We start from the raw sequence: 17,503 nt of genomic DNA, 5'->3' as shown, positions 1-17,503 counted from the left end.
ACGTGGGCCGCCTTTGCGTGTCGTGTTGTTGGGTAAAGTTATCAGGCAGTCTGCGCGAGGTCTACACCTTGAATACGGTTATTACCGTCATACAGGCGTGCATGTTGTAGGCCAACAAACAGACGTTCACCGCGCACAGGCACATGATCTTCACGCAGAACAACGGTTAACGGTTCGTCGTACCAACCAAGCGGCTGAACAACCAATTGCATGTAATGACCACGCGGACTGATTTCCAGCACCTGCACAGGTAGCGGGGAATCCAGATTGGTACGGCGGCTGACATCCACTTCCCACGGGCGTAGGAATAAATCTACCGCGCCCTGATAAGCAGGCGTGAAGCCAAGCGGCCAGCGGTGCGCCCCAACATGGAACTGGCTACCGCGTATCGTCCCTTTCATACGGTTAACTTCGCCGAGGAATTCCAGCACGAAACGCGTCGCAGGTTCACGCCAAACGGCTTCAGGCGTATCAACCTGTTCGATATTCCCCTGGCTCATGACCACCACGCGATCTGCGACTTCCATCGCTTCTTCCTGATCGTGAGTCACAAACACGCTGGTGAATTTCAACTCTTCGTGTAACTGACGCAGCCAGCGACGCAGCTCTTTACGGACTTGCGCATCCAGGGCACCGAACGGCTCATCAAGCAACAGGATTTGAGGTTCAACCGCCAATGCACGCGCCAGCGCCACGCGCTGCTTTTGCCCGCCTGACAACTGCGCCGGGAAACGGTCAGCCAGATGCGCTAACTGCACCATTTCCAGCAGACGAGTGACTTTCTGTTTGATAACCGCGGCAGAAGGACGTTCGCGGCGTGGCAAAACGGTCAGCCCAAAGGCGATGTTGTCGAATACCGTCATGTGGCGGAACAGCGCGTAGTGCTGGAAAACAAAGCCTACTTTGCGGTCACGGGCGTGAATCCGGCTTACGTCGGTGCCGTGGAAGCTAATACGCCCACTGTTCTGATGCTCAAGACCGGCAATAATGCGCAGCAGCGTGGTTTTACCGGAGCCGGATGGCCCCAACAACGCCACCATTTGACCAGAAGGGATATCCAGAGAGATATCGTTCAGCACCTGGGTGCGACCAAAAGATTTCTTAATATTGGTAATATCAATGCTCATGATTTCCCTCCTGTTGCAGGCGTTTTTCCTGACTATTCAGGCGCCACTGCAACGCACTCTTTAAGAACAACGTAACGATTGCCATCAGGGTCAATAACGCGGCGGCAGTAAAGGAGCCGACGGTGTTGTAATCCTGCTGAAGCAATTCAATCTGTAGCGGCAGTGAGAAAGTCTCACCGCGAATAGACCCGGACACCACGGACACCGCACCAAACTCGCCGATAGCACGGGCATTGGTTAATACCACGCCGTAAAGCAGGGCCCAGCGAATATTCGGTAATGTGACACGTCTGAACATCTGCCAGCCCGAAGCCCCCAGCAAAATCGCGGCTTCGTCTTCCTGGCTACCCTGACTTAGCATCACCGGTACCAGCTCACGAACCACAAATGGGCAGGTGACAAAAATCGTTACCAGTACCATGCCCGGCCAGGCGAACATAATCTGGATGTTATGCGCATCCATGAAGCTTGCGAACGGACCATTTGAACCGTAGAACAGCAGGTAAACTAGGCCCGCAACGACCGGTGAAACCGCAAACGGAATATCCAGAAGCGTCAACAGCAGTTGGCGGCCTGGGAAATCAAAGCGAGTGACCAGCCAGGCGAGCAAAATACCGAATACCAGGTTCACCGGTACGGTAATCAGCGCAATCATCACCGTCAGCCAGATGGCGTGCAGCATATCCGGGTCGACAATATTCTGTAGCGCAGGCATCAACCCTTTTGAGAAGGCCTGAACAAAGATAGAGGCAACCGGCACCACCAGTAGCAAAAACGAAATCAACACGCCGAGGCTAATGAGGATCCATTTACCCCAGTTAAAACCGGTGCGCCGATAGCTTTTCAATTCAGTTACGTCTGTCATCAGTGACCTACCACGCGCCGACCAAAGCGACTTTGCAACGTGTTAATGGTGAACAGCAGCAGCAGTGAAGCCGCGAGAATAACCGAGGCAATTGCGCTGGCTGCCGGATAATCAAACTCCTGCAAACGCACGAAAATCATCAGCGACGTCACTTCGGTTTTCCAGGCGATGTTACCGGCGATAAAAATTACCGCACCGAATTCACCCAGGCTACGCGTAAACGACAGCGCCACACCCGCCATCAGCGCAGGAGAAAGCTCCGGTAAAATCACGCGACGGAAACTTTGCCAGCGCGTCGCACCCAACGTTTCAGCGGCTTCTTCATATTCCGGCCCTAACTCTTCCAGCACTGGCTGAATGGTTCGCACCACAAACGGGATGCTGGTGAATGCCATCGCAACGGCGATCCCCAACCAGGTGTAAGTCACCTTGATACCAAACTGTGCAAGCCACTCGCCGTACCAACCGTTTACTGAAAAAAGCCCTGCGAGCGTTAAACCAGCCACCGCCGTGGGTAACGCAAACGGCAAATCCATTAATGCATCAAGCAGGCTGCGCCCAGGGAACTGGTAACGGGTCAGGATCCATGCCATCAACATGCCAAAGAAACCGTTGAAGACAGATGCTACCCCTGCAGACAACAGCGTCACTTTATACGCTGCGACAACCTGCGGATTGGTGATCACTTCCCAATACTGAGCCAGCGTCATTTCGGAAAGTTGCATCACTAACGCGCTCAGAGGCAGCAGCAAAATCAGGCAAACAAACAGCAAACTGGTGCCAAGGCTTAACGTGAAGCCTGGCAACACCCGTTTGGAGGAAACCGCTAACATTTACTTATGCCCCGCCGCAACCAGCTTGTCGAACTCACCACCGCTCGCAAAATGGGTCTTCATCACTTCAGGCCAGCCACCAAACTCATCTTCCACGCGGAACAATTCGGTCTGCGGGAATTTATCTTTCAGCTTTTCCATCACTTGCGGGTTGTTCACGCGGTAGTAATAGTCAGTGATGATGGTCTGTGCCGCTGGGCTATACAGGAAATTGAGATACTCTTTTGCCGCTTTCTCTGTGCCGTTGGCTTTGACGTTCTTATCCACCCACGCCACCGGGAACTCAGCCAGAATATTGACCTTCGGAACAATCACTTCGTAGCCGTCTTTTTCGTATTGCTTACGAATGTTGTTCACTTCAGATTCAAAGCTAATCAGTACGTCGCCCAAGTTGCGTTCTACAAATGTCGTGGTTGCACCACGGCCACCGGTATCGAAGACTTCGACGTTTTTCAGGAACTGCGTCATAAACTGTTCGGTTTTAGCTTTATCGCCACCGTCAGCTTTGTTTGCTGCACCCCATGCACCCAAATAGGTGTAACGTGCGTTACCTGAAGTTTTTGGATTTGGGAAAATGAGCTTCACATCCGGGCGAACTAAGTCACTCCAGTCGTGGATATTTTTCGGGTTACCTTTGCGCACCAGGAAAGCCATGGTGGAATAGAACGGTGAACTGTTATTTGGCAAACGGGTCTGCCAGTCGCCTGGGATCAGGTTGCCTTTGTCATGCAGGATCTGCACATCTGAAACCTGGTTATAAGTTACAACGTCTGCTTTTAAACCCTGCAAAATAGCCAATGCTTGTTTTGATGACCCGGCATGAGATTGTTTAATCTCCAGCTTGTCACCGCTATTTTCCTGATCCCATTGCTTTTGAAAAGCAGGGTTCAATGCGGCAAACAGCTCACGAGACACATCATAAGAGCTGTTCAGCAGTTCTGTAGCATGAGCCGAACCTGCCAATAACGCAGAAACAACAAGCGCACTCCATACTTTTTTCACTGACGTATTGGCCATTGGGCACCCTTATAAATGTGATCTTTAGGGCACCAGTGTATTTATAACAGGCAGTAAAGTTGTAACGGTTTTATATATCGTTTGGTGATTTGCAATAAGAAAGAAGTATAAGTATTTGCAGGGAGGGCGTTAGCGGCGAAGCCAGTCTGGTGACGGCCAGCGCGCAAAAAACGGAACGTACAAAAGTACGTGAGGATTTTGAGCACTGCCCGGTGCCAGAAAGGCGAGTAAGGTAGCCCTTACAAGGCCAACAATTTATCTAAGGAAGGTGCAAAATAGTAGCCGCCTGTAACCGGCTTAGTAAAACGCAACATGCCATCACGCTTACCGTCGGTTTCGCCAAACATACTCAGCAACTGCTGTTCGATGTTGTACAAACGGGAGCAGTAGGCAATGAAATAGAGGCCATGCGTACCACTTGCGGTGCCATACGGCAGGCTCTGACGCACAATCTTCAAGCCTTTACCGTTCTCTTTGAGATCAACACGGCTCAGGTGCGACGTTTCCGGACGTTCGTCGCCATCAATTTCTTCATTGGCTTCTTTGGTGCGGCCAATGATCATTTCCTGATCGCTCACGCTCATGCGGTTAAGCTGCTTCAGGTTGTGTTCCCAACGCTGCACGAAAACGTAGCTGCCACCGGCATCGACGCCTTCGTTGATCACGGCAACTTCACGACGCGTTGCTTCGCCCTGCGGGTTTTCAGTACCATCAACAAAACCGCTCAGGTCACGTTCTTCAACCCAACGGAAACCGTGGATTTCTTCTTCAATTTTCAGGGTATCGCCGAATGCGGCGAGTGCAGCTTGCGCCACAGAGAAATTCACATCATGACGCAGGGACAGAATGTGGATCATCACATCATGCTGAGTGGCAGGTGCCAGGCCTTTGCCTAATGGGGTGAAGTTTTTCAGCTCAGTAGCACCAACACCACCGCTTAAATCCCGCCACAGGTCATGGCCAAACGCCACTACTGCGCCTAAATGCGCGTCAGGGAATTTTTCCTGAAACGTTGTAAGTGACTGATTAAAGGTTTTGCAGCCCTGGCGAAGTGCATCAAAATCGCCCTGAAAACTCGCTTCCAGCCAAACGGCGGCGCGGCAATGTTCCGGCAGAATGCCAGATTGAACATTAGACATGAATCCTCCTAAAAAAACACGCCACTCTACGTGGCGTTTATTCCCTTATGATAACCAAATACGGTTGCACCTTATTGAGAAGACGCAAACCTGGGACGAATTTTTATCGACGCCAGATAATTTTGCTGATCTTCCAATTCTTGAGTGTGTCGTCAGACGGCATCAACTCCTGCGCACCATGCCATTCACCGCTAAACAGGTAACTAATATGCTGGCTGTTTGGTGCCTTGCACTCTACACCGTCGCTGTCGTCACCGGTGGCTTTAACGCATGAACCAAACGCTTTGTCATACAGGGAGCTAAACGTCGTGCCAATTTTAACGCCGCTATCGGTTTCAATATCGCTGTCCATCACATCGACACGGCTAACCGACCCTTTCTCACCGTTCACCACAACCTTCACCGTGTTGTCAGTCATGGCCTCAAAGAAGCGCACAATTTCGCCGTTATCGGTTTTCATACCGCTGCGCAGACGGTAGTTATCATTTAAAGCGCTGCTGACGGCTTTTTCATCCATTGGCGTACTGGCGGTTATCTCACCCACACCCTGCTCGCTCACTTCAAGCGACGAACCGAACCAGCTCAATGGATTTGCCGCAGACCAGTTGATCGAAGACAGCGTCGAACAACCGCTTAAAACCAGTGGCAACCCTAATAACATCAGGCGCAGTGTTTTCATCAAAAATTCCTTTATTAAGCATGGGTACGCGCTTTGGAGTGCAAACTTTCCCAAAAGTGCCAGGTTATTCGTGGCTAAGCGTGAAGTAATCGCGTAAACGGCGGCTGCGACACAACCACCACAAGGCAAAAATATCGGCTATCAACAGCGATAATGTTACGCCGGTTAACGCTTCGCCCTGCCATAACAGCAGCAACTGCCAGGCCAACACGACGCCTTGCGCGGCAACGAGCACCCAGCGCCACATTGCCCATAAACGAGGGTGTAAATGGCGGCGGCCACTCATCATAAATGCCAGTGCTGCGGGAATACCAGGCAGTAATCCAAACCAAAAAGTATCGCGGTCAGGATAGAAGGCACCGAGAATAGCATCCCCTTGCTGGCGAGACGCCGCCGCGAGCACTAACACAAACCAGGTTCGCGCCTGCAACAGGAGGATGCACCAGAACAAAAGAGGTGTTTTCAGATTACCGTGAGTATCGTAATCCGATGGTGGATACAAATAAGGCATTAATATTCTTGGTCTTCAATCAAGCGCTTGCCGAGCAGCACGACATCTTGCTGTTCATATTCAAGGCGTTCATACATACCAATCACCAGATCATTTTCTTCACGCACCATGATATGAATTTTGGGGCAGCCGCGTGCGATAAGCTTTTTCTCCAGTCGGCTTAACAGTGCGTTGGCGATGCCTCGACCGCGGTATTCCGGGTGAACGCCAAGGTAGTAAGCTGAACCACGGTGGCCGTCATAGCCGCCCATGAGTGAACCCACCACTTCGCCACCTACTTCAGCAACTAAGAACAGATCCGCGTCATGATTGAGTTTACGTTCAATATCCATTTCAGGATCGTTCCATGGACGCAATAAGTCGCAACGCTCCCAAAGCGTAATGACTTCTTCAAAATCATCCTGGCGAAAAACACGTATTTCCATGGTATTAGCCACCTGAAAGTGTAAAAACAGTAATTATGAGGGTAAGTGACCATTTCGCCAATAACCAGCGAAAAAATGGCATACTACCCACTCATTCATTTTCTGAAATGAAAAGAGTGTCATTTCAGAAAAATGCTTGTCGTTTACCCTTTGCCGATACGCTATAAATGCCTATCTGCAATTCTAAAGATAAAAATATTAGCCGCATGAGCAAAATTAAATCACTGACGCATTTAACGACCCGCCGCCAGTTACTGCTTACTGGATTGGCTGCCTTAACGTTAACGGGTGTAAACAAGGCTTTGGCCAGCTCGGAGACTAAACCACTCAAAACGACCACTAATCACAGCAAACCGACCAAAAAATCGGGTGCTCGTCGGGTGGTGATGATCGACCCTGGTCATGGTGGCATTGATACCGGCGCAATTGGGCATAATGGCTCGAAAGAGAAACACGTTGTGCTCGCTATCGCAAAAAACGTGCGCAACATATTAAAAAGCAAAGGAATAGAGGCCAAACTCACACGTACCAGTGACGAGTTTATACCGCTGTACGATCGCGTAGAAATCGCCCATAAACACGGTGCCGATCTGTTTATGTCGATTCATGCCGACGGCTTTACCAGCCCTACAGCTGCCGGTGCGTCGGTGTTTGCCCTTTCCAATCGCGGCGCCAGTAGTGCAATGGCGAAGTATCTTTCTGATAAAGAAAACGCCGCCGATGACGTTGCTGGCAGCAAGGTCAAACATAAAGATCAGTACCTACAACAGGTTCTGTTCGATTTGGTGCAAACCGATACCATCAAAAACAGCCTGACACTCGGCTCGCACATCCTCAAGCAGATCAAACCGGTGCATAAGCTTCACACTCGCAATACGGAACAGGCGGCATTTGTGGTACTGAAATCACCGTCCATTCCTTCGGTGTTAGTCGAGACGTCGTTTATTACCAACCCAGGCGAAGAGAAGTTGCTGGGGACTACCGCGTTTCGTCAGAAAATCGCTAGTGCTATTGCCTCTGGTGTTATTAGCTACTTCAATTGGTTTGATAACCAAAAAGCTCACAGTAAGAAACGTTGAACCCTATGAACACGCCTGATATCCATGCCGTAAAACAGTTCCTCTTGCATTTACAAGACACCATCTGCCAGCAACTGAGTGCCATTGACGGTGCCACGTTTGAAGAAGACAGCTGGCAGCGCGAAGGTGGCGGCGGTGGCCGCAGCCGGGTGTTACGTGGGGGAGCTATCTTTGAACAAGCAGGCGTGAATTTCTCTCATGTGCATGGCGATGCCATGCCCGCCTCAGCGACAGCACATCGTCCGGAACTTGCCGGTCGTAGCTTTGAAGCGATGGGCGTGTCATTAGTGGTGCATCCCCTCAATCCTTACGTGCCCACCAGCCACGCCAACGTGCGCTTTTTTATGGCTGAAAAACCGGGTTGTGAACCGGTGTGGTGGTTTGGCGGAGGTTTTGACCTGACGCCATTTTACGGTTTCGAAGAGGATGCTATTCACTGGCATAAAACGGCGCGCGATTTGTGCCAGCCATTTGGTGAAGATGTTTTCCCACGTTACAAAAAGTGGTGCGACGATTACTTCTTTATTAAGCATCGCAATGAGCAGCGCGGCATCGGTGGTTTGTTCTTCGACGACCTGAATACTCCAGATTTCGACCATTGCTTTAGCTTTATGCAGGCGGTGGGTAATGGTTATCTTGAAGCCTATTTGCCGATTGTCGAACGCCGTAAGGCTTTGCCCTGGGGTGAGCGTGAGCGCGACTTCCAGCTCTATCGTCGTGGTCGTTATGTCGAATTTAATCTGGTGTGGGATCGTGGCACGTTGTTCGGATTGCAGACGGGCGGGCGCACAGAGTCTATTTTAATGTCGATGCCGCCGTTGGTGCGTTGGGAATATAGTTACCAGCCAGAAGAAGGCAGCCCTGAGGCTGCCTTGTATCGTGATTTTTTACCGGTGAAGGATTGGGTTTAAACTTTCTCCCCTCACCCTAACCCTCTCCCAAAGGGAGGGGAATACTTCAGTTCTTTTCCCCCTCTCCCTAGCTCAGTTCTTTCCCCCTATCCCTAGCTCGGTTCTTTTCCCCCTCTCCCTGGGGAGAGGGCCGGGGTGAGGGGGAAGAGCTAAAGGAAAAAGAGTTAAAGCGGAATCGTCTGCGCTTCTACAACCGCCAACGCCACCATATTCACAATACGACGAACAGACGCAATCGGTGTTAACACATGTACCGGTTTCGCCACACCCATCAATACTGGCCCAACAGTCACCCCTTCCGAGCTGGAAACACGCAGTAAGTTGTAACTAATGCGCGCCGCTTCCACGTTCGGCATGATCAGGATATTTGCAGAACCTTTCAGTGGACTGTCAGGCATACGTTCGTTGCGAATACTTTCCACCAGCGCCGCATCACCATGCATTTCACCGTCGATTTCCAGATCAGGCGCACGTTCGCGAACCATCTCCAGCGTTTTACGCATTTTGCAGGCGGCTTTGGAATCGGAAGAACCGTAATTGGAATGCGACAACAGCGCGACTTTTGGCTCGATACCAAAACGACGCACCGTTTCGGCAGCCAACAGAGTGATTTCTGTCAGCTCTTCCGGTGACGGATCGTCATTCACGTAGGTATCAGCAATAAAGGTGTTACCGCTTGGCAGCAACAGCGCATTCATCGCCCCTGCGGCTTTCACCCCTTCGCGATAACCAAACAGTTTTTCCAACACGCTAAAGTGTTCGTGATACTCACCGATGGTGCCGCAAATCATGGCATCCGCTTCACCACGATGCACCATGATAGCGCCGATAATCGTGGTATTGCTGATCACCGCTCGCTGCGCTTGTTCCTGCGTAATACCTCGGCGTTTCATGATGTTGTAGTACTCATTCCAGTACTCTTTGAAACGCGGATCGGATTCGTTATTGACGATTTCGAAGTCTACACCGGCACGCATTTGCAGGCCCAGCTTCTTCAGACGCATCTCGATAACGGCAGGACGACCAATCAGAATGGGCTTCGCGAGGCCCAGGGTGATCAGCTCCTGAGTCGCATGCAACACACGCGCCTCTTCACCTTCAGTCAGAACCACACGTTTAGGATCTTTACGCGCCTGAGAGAAAATAGGCTTCATAAACAAGTTCGTTTTGTATACGAACTCGGTCAGCTTCTCGCGATAGGCGTCGAAGTCCTTAATTGGGCGTGTTGCAACACCGGTATCCATGGCCGCTTTCGCAACGGCAGGGGCGATTTGCACAATCAAACGTGGGTCGAAAGGTTTTGGAATCAGGTAATCAGGGCCGAAGGTCAGCTCTTCTTCGCCATAGGCAGAAGCCACCACATCGCTTTGCTCGGCATGAGCCAGTTCAGCAATAGCGTGAACCGCCGCCAGCTTCATCTCTTCGTTGATGGCCGTTGCGCCCACATCCAACGCGCCACGGAAAATGAACGGGAAGCACAGCACGTTGTTAACCTGGTTTGGAAAATCAGAACGTCCGGTACAGATAATGGCATCCGGGCGCACTTCTTTCGCCAACGGAGGCAGGATCTCAGGCTCTGGGTTCGCCAGCGCCAGAATCAGCGGCGAACGCGCCATTTTTTTGACCATCTCCTGGCTCATGGCTTTCGGGCCAGAACAACCGAGGAAGATATCCGCACCTTCAATCACTTCATCAAGCGTGCGCTTACCGTTATCGTCCACCGCGTACGCCGCTTTGGTTTCCGCCATGTTTTCTTCACGGCCTTTGTAGATAACGCCTTTTGAGTCGCAGACCACGATGTTGTGTTTCTGAATACCCAGCTGTACCAGCAGGTTCATACAGGCGATTGCAGAAGCCCCCGCACCTGAAACCACCAGACGGACATCAGAAATATTTTTCTCAACCACTCGCAGGCCGTTTAGCACCGCCGCAGTACAGATGATGGCGGTCCCGTGCTGATCGTCATGGAACACAGGAATATTCATGCGTTCGCGCAGTTTTTTCTCGATGTAGAAACACTCTGGGGCTTTGATATCTTCTAAGTTGATGCCGCCAAAGGTTGGTTCGAGTGCTGCAATAACGTCAATCAGCTTGTCCGGGTCCATTTCGTCGACTTCGATATCGAACACGTCAATACCGGCAAATTTCTTGAACAGAACGCCTTTACCTTCCATCACCGGCTTGCCTGCCAGCGCGCCGATATTGCCCAGCCCAAGCACTGCGGTGCCGTTAGAGATCACACCAACAAGGTTGCCACGCGCGGTGTATTTGTAGGCTGCAAGTGGATCTTTTTCTATCTCAAGACAAGGTGCCGCAACACCCGGAGAGTAGGCCAATGCCAGGTCACGTTGAGTGGCGAGAGGCTTGGTTGGGGATACCTGAATTTTTCCGGGAATGGGGAATTCATGGAAATCGAGGGCACTTTGCTTCAGTTGTTCATCCATTTCTTCGTTCCTTTCTTATCATTCTTAATGAGTCGCTAAGGTCATGTAGTATCACGCTTGTAGCATCACTAAACTTTGAACGTCGCCATACTATCAGCAACATCCGACAAAAATGTTAGCAAATCAGAGTGACTATGTTAGCTCCCATTAACAACAATGCCAGACCTATCTGCTATGCTTTTTAGTTATGCCAACGATGAATTTTCGTCGCGAGTGACATGGAGCACTCAAGTAACAATATGTATCTAAAGGAGATAGTCATGAGTCAGTTAGACGGTATCAAGAAATTCACTACAGTTGTCGCCGACAGCGGCGATATTGAATCTATTCGTCACTACCAACCCATCGATGCAACAACCAACCCCTCGTTATTACTGAAAGCGGCAGGTTTAGCGCATTACCAAACACTCATCGATGATGCCATTGCTTATGGCAAACAACGCGGCGGTAACCAGGAAGAGCAAGTTGCCCAAGCCTGCGACAAACTGGCCGTTAACTTTGGTGCTGAAATTCTGAAAAGCATTCCTGGACGCGTCTCGACGGAAGTAGACGCCCGCCTCTCTTTTGACAAAGAGAAAAGCATCGCGAAAGCCCGCCATTTAATTGCGCTGTATGAAGAACTTGGCATTGATAAGTCGAGAGTGCTTATCAAACTGGCCTCCACCTGGGAAGGCATTCGTGCCGCTGAACAGCTGCAAAAAGAAGGTATCGACTGCAACCTGACGCTCCTGTTCTCCTTTGCCCAGGCGCGTGCTTGTGCCGAAGCCGGCGTGTTCCTGATTTCACCGTTCGTTGGCCGTATCTACGACTGGTATCAGGCACGCAAACCGATGGACCCGTATGTCGTTGAAGAAGATCCGGGCGTCAAATCGGTGCGCAATATCTATGATTACTTTAAGCAGCATAACTACAGCACCATCGTGATGGGCGCGAGTTTCCGCCGCACCGAACAAATACTGGCGTTGGTGGGCTGCGACCGCCTGACAATTGCACCAAACCTGTTGCAGCAGCTTCAGGAAAGCGAAGAACCGGTAATACGTAAACTCATCCCAGGTTCGCAGGGGTTCCGCCGCCCTGAACCGATTAGCGAAGCAGAATTCCGCTGGGAACATAATCAGGACCCTATGGCGGTAGAAAAACTGGCTGAAGGCATTCGCCTGTTCGCCATTGATCAACGAAAACTGGAAGATTTACTCGCCGCTAAACTTTGAACGACAACCACGGAGTGAAACATGTCATCTCGTAAAGAGCTTGCTAATGCCATTCGTGCCCTGAGTATGGACGCGGTACAAAAAGCGAATTCAGGCCACCCTGGCGCACCGATGGGAATGGCAGATATTGCCGAAGTGTTATGGAACGACTTCCTGCACCATAACCCTACGAACCCCACATGGGCTGATCGGGACAGATTTGTTCTTTCCAACGGTCACGCCTCGATGCTGCTCTACAGCCTGTTGCATCTGAGCGGGTATGACTTACCGATGTCGGAGTTAAAAAACTTCCGCCAGCTTCACTCCAAAACCCCTGGTCATCCCGAAATGGGTTATACCCCTGGCGTGGAAACCACCACGGGGCCGCTCGGCCAGGGGCTTGCCAATGCTGTCGGCATGGCCATTGCTGAACGCACACTTGGGGCGCAATTTAACCGCCCCAATCATGAAATTGTCGATCACTTTACCTATGTATTTATGGGTGACGGCTGCCTGATGGAAGGTATATCCCACGAGGCTTGCTCTCTTGCCGGCACGCTCGGTCTTGGCAAACTCATCGGCTTCTATGACCACAATGGCATCTCAATTGATGGTGAAACCGAAGGCTGGTTTACCGACGATACCGCCAAACGTTTTGAGGCTTATCACTGGCATGTGGTGCATGAAATTGACGGCCACGATCCCGAAGCATTGAAAAAAGCGATTGAGGAAGCGCAAAGCGTCAAAGATAAACCGTCGCTAATTATTTGCCGCACCGTCATCGGTTTTGGCTCGCCAAACAAAGCCGGTAAAGAAGAGGCGCACGGCGCTCCTCTTGGTGAGCAGGAAGTCGCTCTCGCCCGCAAACAACTCGGCTGGAACTATCCGGCGTTTGAAATCCCGAAAGAGATTTATCACGCCTGGGATGCCAAAGAAAAAGGCGAGCAAGCCGAAGCGGTCTGGAATGATAAATTTGCCGCCTATGCGAAAGAGAATCCCGAGCTTGCTGCTGAATTTAACCGCCGGATGCACGGCGAGTTGCCCGAAGACTGGCAGGAAACCACGCAAAAATTCATTGAGAAATTGCAGGCTAATCCGGAAAAAATTGCGACTCGTAAAGCCTCGCAAAACGCGCTCAATGCCTATGGCCCAAGTTTGCCAGAATTGTTAGGCGGTTCTGCCGATTTGGCTCCGAGCAATCTGACCATCTGGAAAGAATCCAAATCCATTAAAGAGGACATCGCCGGGAATTACATTCACTACGGTGTGCGCGAATTCGGTATGACGGCCATCGCCAACGGGATTGCCCATCATGGCGGATTTGTGCCGTATACCGCCACCTTCCTGATGTTTGTGGAATACGCGCGTAATGCGGCGCGTATGGCGGCATTAATGAAGGCCCGGCAAATCATGGTGTATACCCACGATTCGATTGGCCTTGGCGAAGATGGCCCCACGCATCAGGCGGTTGAGCAACTGGCCAGCCTGCGCATGACCCCTAACTTCAGTACCTGGCGGCCTTGCGACCAGGTCGAAGCCGCAGTGGCATGGAAAGCAGCAATTGAGCGCCATAACGGCCCTACGGCGCTGATTCTTTCGCGCCAAAACCTCGCTCAAATGGAACGCACGTCAGAACAAGTCAGTGCCATTCGTCGCGGGGGCTATATTCTCAAAGACAGTGACGGCTCACCGGATGTCATTCTGATCGCAACCGGGTCTGAGATGGAAATCACGGTACTGGCGGCGGATAAACTCACAGCCGAAGGCCACAAAGTACGCGTGGTTTCGCTGCCTTCCACTGATATTTTTGATGCGCAGGACGAAGCGTATCGGGAGTCTGTTTTGCCTTCAGGTATTACCGCGCGCGTGGCAGTCGAAGCGAGTATTGCGGATTACTGGTACAAATATGTCGGCCTGAAAGGGGCGATTGTCGGCATGACGACTTACGGTGAATCAGCGCCCGCCGATAAGCTGTTCCCGTTCTTTGGCTTTACCACCGAGAATGTGGTGGCGAAAGCGAAGAAGGTTTTAGGAGTTTAGGGCGTCGCTGCTTGCCCTCACCCCAGCCCTCTCCCACGGGAGAGGGTGAAAACCAGTTTCCCTCAGGCAAGCGCGAAAAACGAATTGCCCCTTCTCCCTTTGGGAGAAGGCCGGGATGAGGGTGGTTTTAAAATCACTTAGTCACCCATAACGTTGGCCACGACGCACTCGAATTCCACTCATCGCAAGTCGGCTCTTCAGCATATCGCACCAGGCGAAAACGTTGCCCATCAAAACGCCAGCGTGTCGCGACGCCGCAATCCCCGATTCCGCGCCCTTTCGCAAGCGTGGTCAGTTCTTTATTGGTTTCATCGTATCCTGCGTTCATCAGTTCAAGTTCGGTGTTACCGCTTCCTGGCGTAAACGGCAGTTTCAAACGGATTTGCCGCGCCGCAAACGGCTTCTGGCGGGATACCACCCACGCGAGATCGACAATATTGTAAGCTCCGGCCTCACAGCCAATCATCAGCAGGGCTTTGTCGTCACTGAGGGCAAATACGCGGACTTCCCGGCGAGCGGGATCTAACGAACACTGGCTGCTGCTCATGCGCCAGGTGCCATAATCCATCAAGTCGTTTAGTTCCTCTTGCGTAAGCGGCGTCGGTGTTGGGTTAGTCAGCTTAACGGCTTTCAGTGGCGGGGCTGGCGGTACACTAAGAGGAGGTTCATCGCCTTTTTTGACCCACGCGGTTTCACTGCCCACGCGCTGTTGCTGACTGTCAATAAACAGCAACGACGCTTTCAGTCCGCTGAGCGAGATATTTCCTTTCCCTTCTTTGAGGGTAATGGCCCCCGCGTTGACGACTTTATCGAGAAAACCATTAATCGCATCGGCATCGCCGGTTTTGAGGTGATGGGGAGTGACCTGCCATTTTGTCAGATCCAACATCAGCGGTTCACCATCGACCAACAGATGTGGAGCAATCGGTGGCGCTTTCATGTCAGTGGAGGTCATGTTGCCCAAATCGATTCTCAGTGCCGCATCGGTATGCGCACCGGCGCTACGAGTCAACGTCATGACCAGGCCTTGATGCAGCCCGGTGTTACGGGCCGAACAAAAATTTTGGTTATTGCAGGTAACTTGCCAGTCGGAAAACGATTTTTGTGCCGCTGCCGCGAAAGCGGAGTTCGCTATAAAGAATAAAAAGAGAAACAGCGATTCTTTGCGCAGAAGCATTGGCGACACATATCCTGAGAAGACGAAGAGAAAAAATGTACGAAATGTGGCGATATCTTCGTCTGGTTAAGGTTTGCACTCAATCGGAATTATCGGATAGATATTGTTAAAATCACCCATCGTTTACCCGTTGAATTTTAAGAATTTTAATCCATGACACCGCGTAATTTCAGCTGTTGTAACAGAATGACCGTTTTTCCATCACGAATTTCCCCCTTTGCTACCATTTCCATCGCCTGCCTGAAAGGCAACTCGAGCACATCGATATCTTCATCATCAATCCCGCCACCCGCGTTATCGCGTTGAGCGTCACTGTATTCCGCCATATAGAAATGAATGAGCTCGGTGACACCGCCCGGCGACATATACAGCTCGAATAATTTTTCGACGTCCCCAACTTCGTAACCTGTTTCTTCAATCGCTTCTTTACGCGCGCAAATTTCTGGCTCATCCGCATCCAACAGTCCGGCACAGGCTTCAATCAACATACCGTCGGCATTACCGTTGACCCACGTCGCAACACGGAACTGGCGCGTCAGCACCACGGTTTGTTTATCACGGTTATAGAGCAGGATCGTGGCACCGTTACCCCGGTCATACACTTCTCGTTTATGACGGATAGCTTCGGCTTCGTTACGGTATAAATCGTAGGTGATATTACGCAGGATGAAGTAGTTATCTGAGAGGATTTTATCTTTGATGACTTCAATTTTGACCGACATACCGTCTCCACAGTGAGTTAGGGGAGTCGGTAATCATAGGCGTGCAGGTTGTTTTTGTCGCGAATTTTTGTGGTGTATGCCCTTTGCCCTCACCCCGGCCCTCTCCCACGGGGAGAGGGGGAAAACAGTCTCTTCACCCTCAGCAGGCTCCGACCAGATCCCTTCTCCCTCAGGGAGAAGGGGAAAGGCAGGGAAAAACCGAGTAGTCCCTTATCCCTCAGCAGACTCCGCTCTGATCCCTTCTCCCTCAGGGAGAAGGTTAGGATGAGGGTGGTTTAAAGGTCAGAAACCATTCTTCACTTCGCTCATATCCGGCAACTTATGCGCAATCCCCTTATGGCAATCCACACAGGTTTGCCCGTCTTTGACCGCTTTATCATGCATTTTCGCCGCGACGGTTTTCTGGGCGGTAAAATCCATGTAATCAAAGTTATGGCAGTTCCGACACTCTTGCGAGTTGTTGTTTTTCATCCTGCGCCACTCGTTTTGCGCCATCTCAAGTCGATGGTCATTAAACTTTTGTGGCGTGTCGATGATGCCAAACGCTTTGGCATACAACTCTTTACTGGCCTGAATTTTACGTACCATTTTCGGTACCCATTCATGCGGAACGTGGCAATCCGGGCAGGTGGCACGCACGCCGCTACGGTTGTTGTAATGCACGGTCTGCATATACTCCTCGTAGACATTGGCGCGCATTTCATGACAGCCGATACAAAATTCCTCGCGGTTAGTCATCTCCATGCCGGTGTTAAAACCGCCCCAGAAAATAATCCCACCAGCGAAGCCAATCAGCAGTAACGTGCCCAGCGCCAGACGGCTTGGGCGACGCCACCACTGCCATATACGTCGGATGATGCCAGGTTTACGGGTTGATTTATCCATAATGGCCTCTAGTTTCCAAAGCCTTTAGACGGCGTGAATGTGTTCTCGACAATCGGAGCCGCATCGGTTTGAGGAACATGGCATTGCAGGCAGAAATAGCGGCGCGGTGCGACGTTGGAAAGCACTTTGCCATCACTATCCATAAAGTGCGTCGGGCTTACGCGCGGCGCGCCTGTTGTGCGGTAATGTTCAACGCCGTGGCATTGCAGACAACGGTTGGTGTTTTTGCTCACCTGGTAACCGTCGACGCTGTGCGGGACAAGTGGCGGCTGATTAACATAGTTCAGCGCCATACGCCCCTGCTGTTTCGGCATATGTATCGAGCCTTCCGGCGTGCCAGACACTTCAGGAGACTGCGTCAGATCAGCACCGTTCGTGGCCCACAACGCCCCACTCACCAGCAGCGTAAACGCCGCAATCCATTGAAAGAATGTCTTGGTCAGGATGGTTTTTTTCATG

Annotated in this window: 17 protein-coding genes; 4 read left to right on the top strand and 13 right to left on the bottom strand. The window is 51.3% G+C overall.

Annotated elements, in window-relative coordinates:
* Positions 1-41 precede the first annotated feature (41 nt).
* The 8 genes from cysA to RHD99_RS06120 form a co-directional block, all read right to left on the bottom strand.
* The gene (gene cysA, locus RHD99_RS06155; protein ID WP_183270132.1) at positions 42-1,127 is read right to left on the bottom strand and encodes a sulfate/thiosulfate ABC transporter ATP-binding protein CysA; all 1,086 of its coding nucleotides are present in this window, start codon (positions 1,125-1,127) and stop codon (positions 42-44) included.
* A complete protein-coding gene (gene cysW / locus RHD99_RS06150) occupies positions 1,117-1,992 on the bottom strand; it encodes a sulfate/thiosulfate ABC transporter permease CysW (RefSeq protein WP_183270133.1) in 876 nt (291 codons plus the stop codon). Before cysW ends, cysA begins: the two co-directional genes overlap by 11 nt.
* Entirely contained in the window at positions 1,992-2,825 is an 834-nt protein-coding gene (cysT, locus tag RHD99_RS06145; RefSeq protein WP_183270134.1) for a sulfate/thiosulfate ABC transporter permease CysT, read from the bottom strand. The genes cysW and cysT overlap by 1 nt, the downstream gene beginning before the upstream one ends.
* Positions 2,826-3,842: a sulfate ABC transporter substrate-binding protein gene (locus RHD99_RS06140; protein WP_309877947.1), complete on the bottom strand. Its 1,017-nt coding sequence runs from the start codon at positions 3,840-3,842 to the stop codon at positions 2,826-2,828. It abuts the gene before it with no gap.
* Positions 3,843-4,081: 239 nt separating this feature from the next.
* Positions 4,082-4,981: a Dyp-type peroxidase gene (locus tag RHD99_RS06135; protein WP_309877946.1), complete on the bottom strand. Its 900-nt coding sequence runs from the start codon at positions 4,979-4,981 to the stop codon at positions 4,082-4,084.
* A gap of 103 nt (positions 4,982-5,084) precedes the next feature.
* Positions 5,085-5,660: an RpoE-regulated lipoprotein gene (locus tag RHD99_RS06130; protein ID WP_309877945.1), complete on the bottom strand. Its 576-nt coding sequence runs from the start codon at positions 5,658-5,660 to the stop codon at positions 5,085-5,087.
* A gap of 64 nt (positions 5,661-5,724) precedes the next feature.
* Positions 5,725-6,171 carry a DUF2919 domain-containing protein gene (locus RHD99_RS06125; protein WP_183270138.1) on the bottom strand — a complete coding sequence of 149 codons (447 nt, stop codon included), beginning with the start codon at positions 6,169-6,171 and terminating at the stop codon, positions 5,725-5,727.
* Entirely contained in the window at positions 6,171-6,596 is a 426-nt protein-coding gene (locus tag RHD99_RS06120) for a GNAT family acetyltransferase (RefSeq protein WP_034497507.1), read from the bottom strand. The genes RHD99_RS06125 and RHD99_RS06120 overlap by 1 nt, the downstream gene beginning before the upstream one ends.
* A 206-nt stretch (positions 6,597-6,802) precedes the next feature.
* On the opposite strand from RHD99_RS06120, the gene amiA reads away from it, so the two are divergent.
* Positions 6,803-7,675 (top strand): N-acetylmuramoyl-L-alanine amidase AmiA, encoded by an 873-nt coding sequence (amiA, locus tag RHD99_RS06115; protein WP_183270139.1) that lies wholly within the window; start codon positions 6,803-6,805, stop codon positions 7,673-7,675.
* A 5-nt stretch (positions 7,676-7,680) separates the two neighbouring features.
* Positions 7,681-8,586: an oxygen-dependent coproporphyrinogen oxidase gene (gene hemF / locus RHD99_RS06110; protein WP_309877943.1), complete on the top strand. Its 906-nt coding sequence runs from the start codon at positions 7,681-7,683 to the stop codon at positions 8,584-8,586.
* Positions 8,587-8,750: 164 nt separating this feature from the next.
* On the opposite strand, the gene maeB is transcribed toward hemF, so the two are convergent.
* Positions 8,751-11,030 (bottom strand): NADP-dependent oxaloacetate-decarboxylating malate dehydrogenase, encoded by a 2,280-nt coding sequence (gene maeB, locus RHD99_RS06105; protein WP_309877942.1) that lies wholly within the window; start codon positions 11,028-11,030, stop codon positions 8,751-8,753.
* A 260-nt stretch (positions 11,031-11,290) separates the two neighbouring features.
* On the opposite strand from maeB, the gene tal reads away from it, so the two are divergent.
* The gene (gene tal, locus RHD99_RS06100) at positions 11,291-12,241 is read left to right on the top strand and encodes a transaldolase (protein WP_183270142.1); all 951 of its coding nucleotides are present in this window, start codon (positions 11,291-11,293) and stop codon (positions 12,239-12,241) included.
* A 21-nt stretch (positions 12,242-12,262) separates the two neighbouring features.
* Positions 12,263-14,260 (top strand): transketolase, encoded by a 1,998-nt coding sequence (gene tkt, locus RHD99_RS06095; RefSeq protein WP_309877940.1) that lies wholly within the window; start codon positions 12,263-12,265, stop codon positions 14,258-14,260.
* 133 nt (positions 14,261-14,393) lie between these two features.
* Here the strand turns inward: tkt and RHD99_RS06090 are convergent, their stop codons facing one another.
* The 4 genes from RHD99_RS06090 to napB form a co-directional block, all read right to left on the bottom strand.
* Complete coding sequence (locus tag RHD99_RS06090; protein ID WP_309877939.1) at positions 14,394-15,437, bottom strand: DUF1176 domain-containing protein; 1,044 nt, start codon at positions 15,435-15,437, stop codon at positions 14,394-14,396.
* 146 nt (positions 15,438-15,583) lie between these two features.
* Positions 15,584-16,159, bottom strand: coding sequence for a GDP-mannose pyrophosphatase NudK (gene nudK, locus RHD99_RS06085; protein WP_309877938.1), 576 nt, complete (start codon positions 16,157-16,159; stop codon positions 15,584-15,586).
* 282 nt (positions 16,160-16,441) lie between these two features.
* The gene (gene napC / locus RHD99_RS06080) at positions 16,442-17,044 is read right to left on the bottom strand and encodes a cytochrome c-type protein NapC (protein WP_183270146.1); all 603 of its coding nucleotides are present in this window, start codon (positions 17,042-17,044) and stop codon (positions 16,442-16,444) included.
* 8 nt (positions 17,045-17,052) lie between these two features.
* Complete coding sequence (gene napB / locus RHD99_RS06075) at positions 17,053-17,502, bottom strand: nitrate reductase cytochrome c-type subunit (protein WP_309877937.1); 450 nt, start codon at positions 17,500-17,502, stop codon at positions 17,053-17,055.
* Position 17,503: the final 1 nt, after the last annotated feature.

Origin of the sequence: Buttiauxella selenatireducens (assembly GCF_031432975.1) — a bacterium.
Lineage (GTDB): Bacteria > Pseudomonadota > Gammaproteobacteria > Enterobacterales > Enterobacteriaceae > Buttiauxella > Buttiauxella selenatireducens.
Note: the sequence above shows the minus strand (reverse complement) of the source record. Positions and strands in the feature narration are given on the sequence as shown.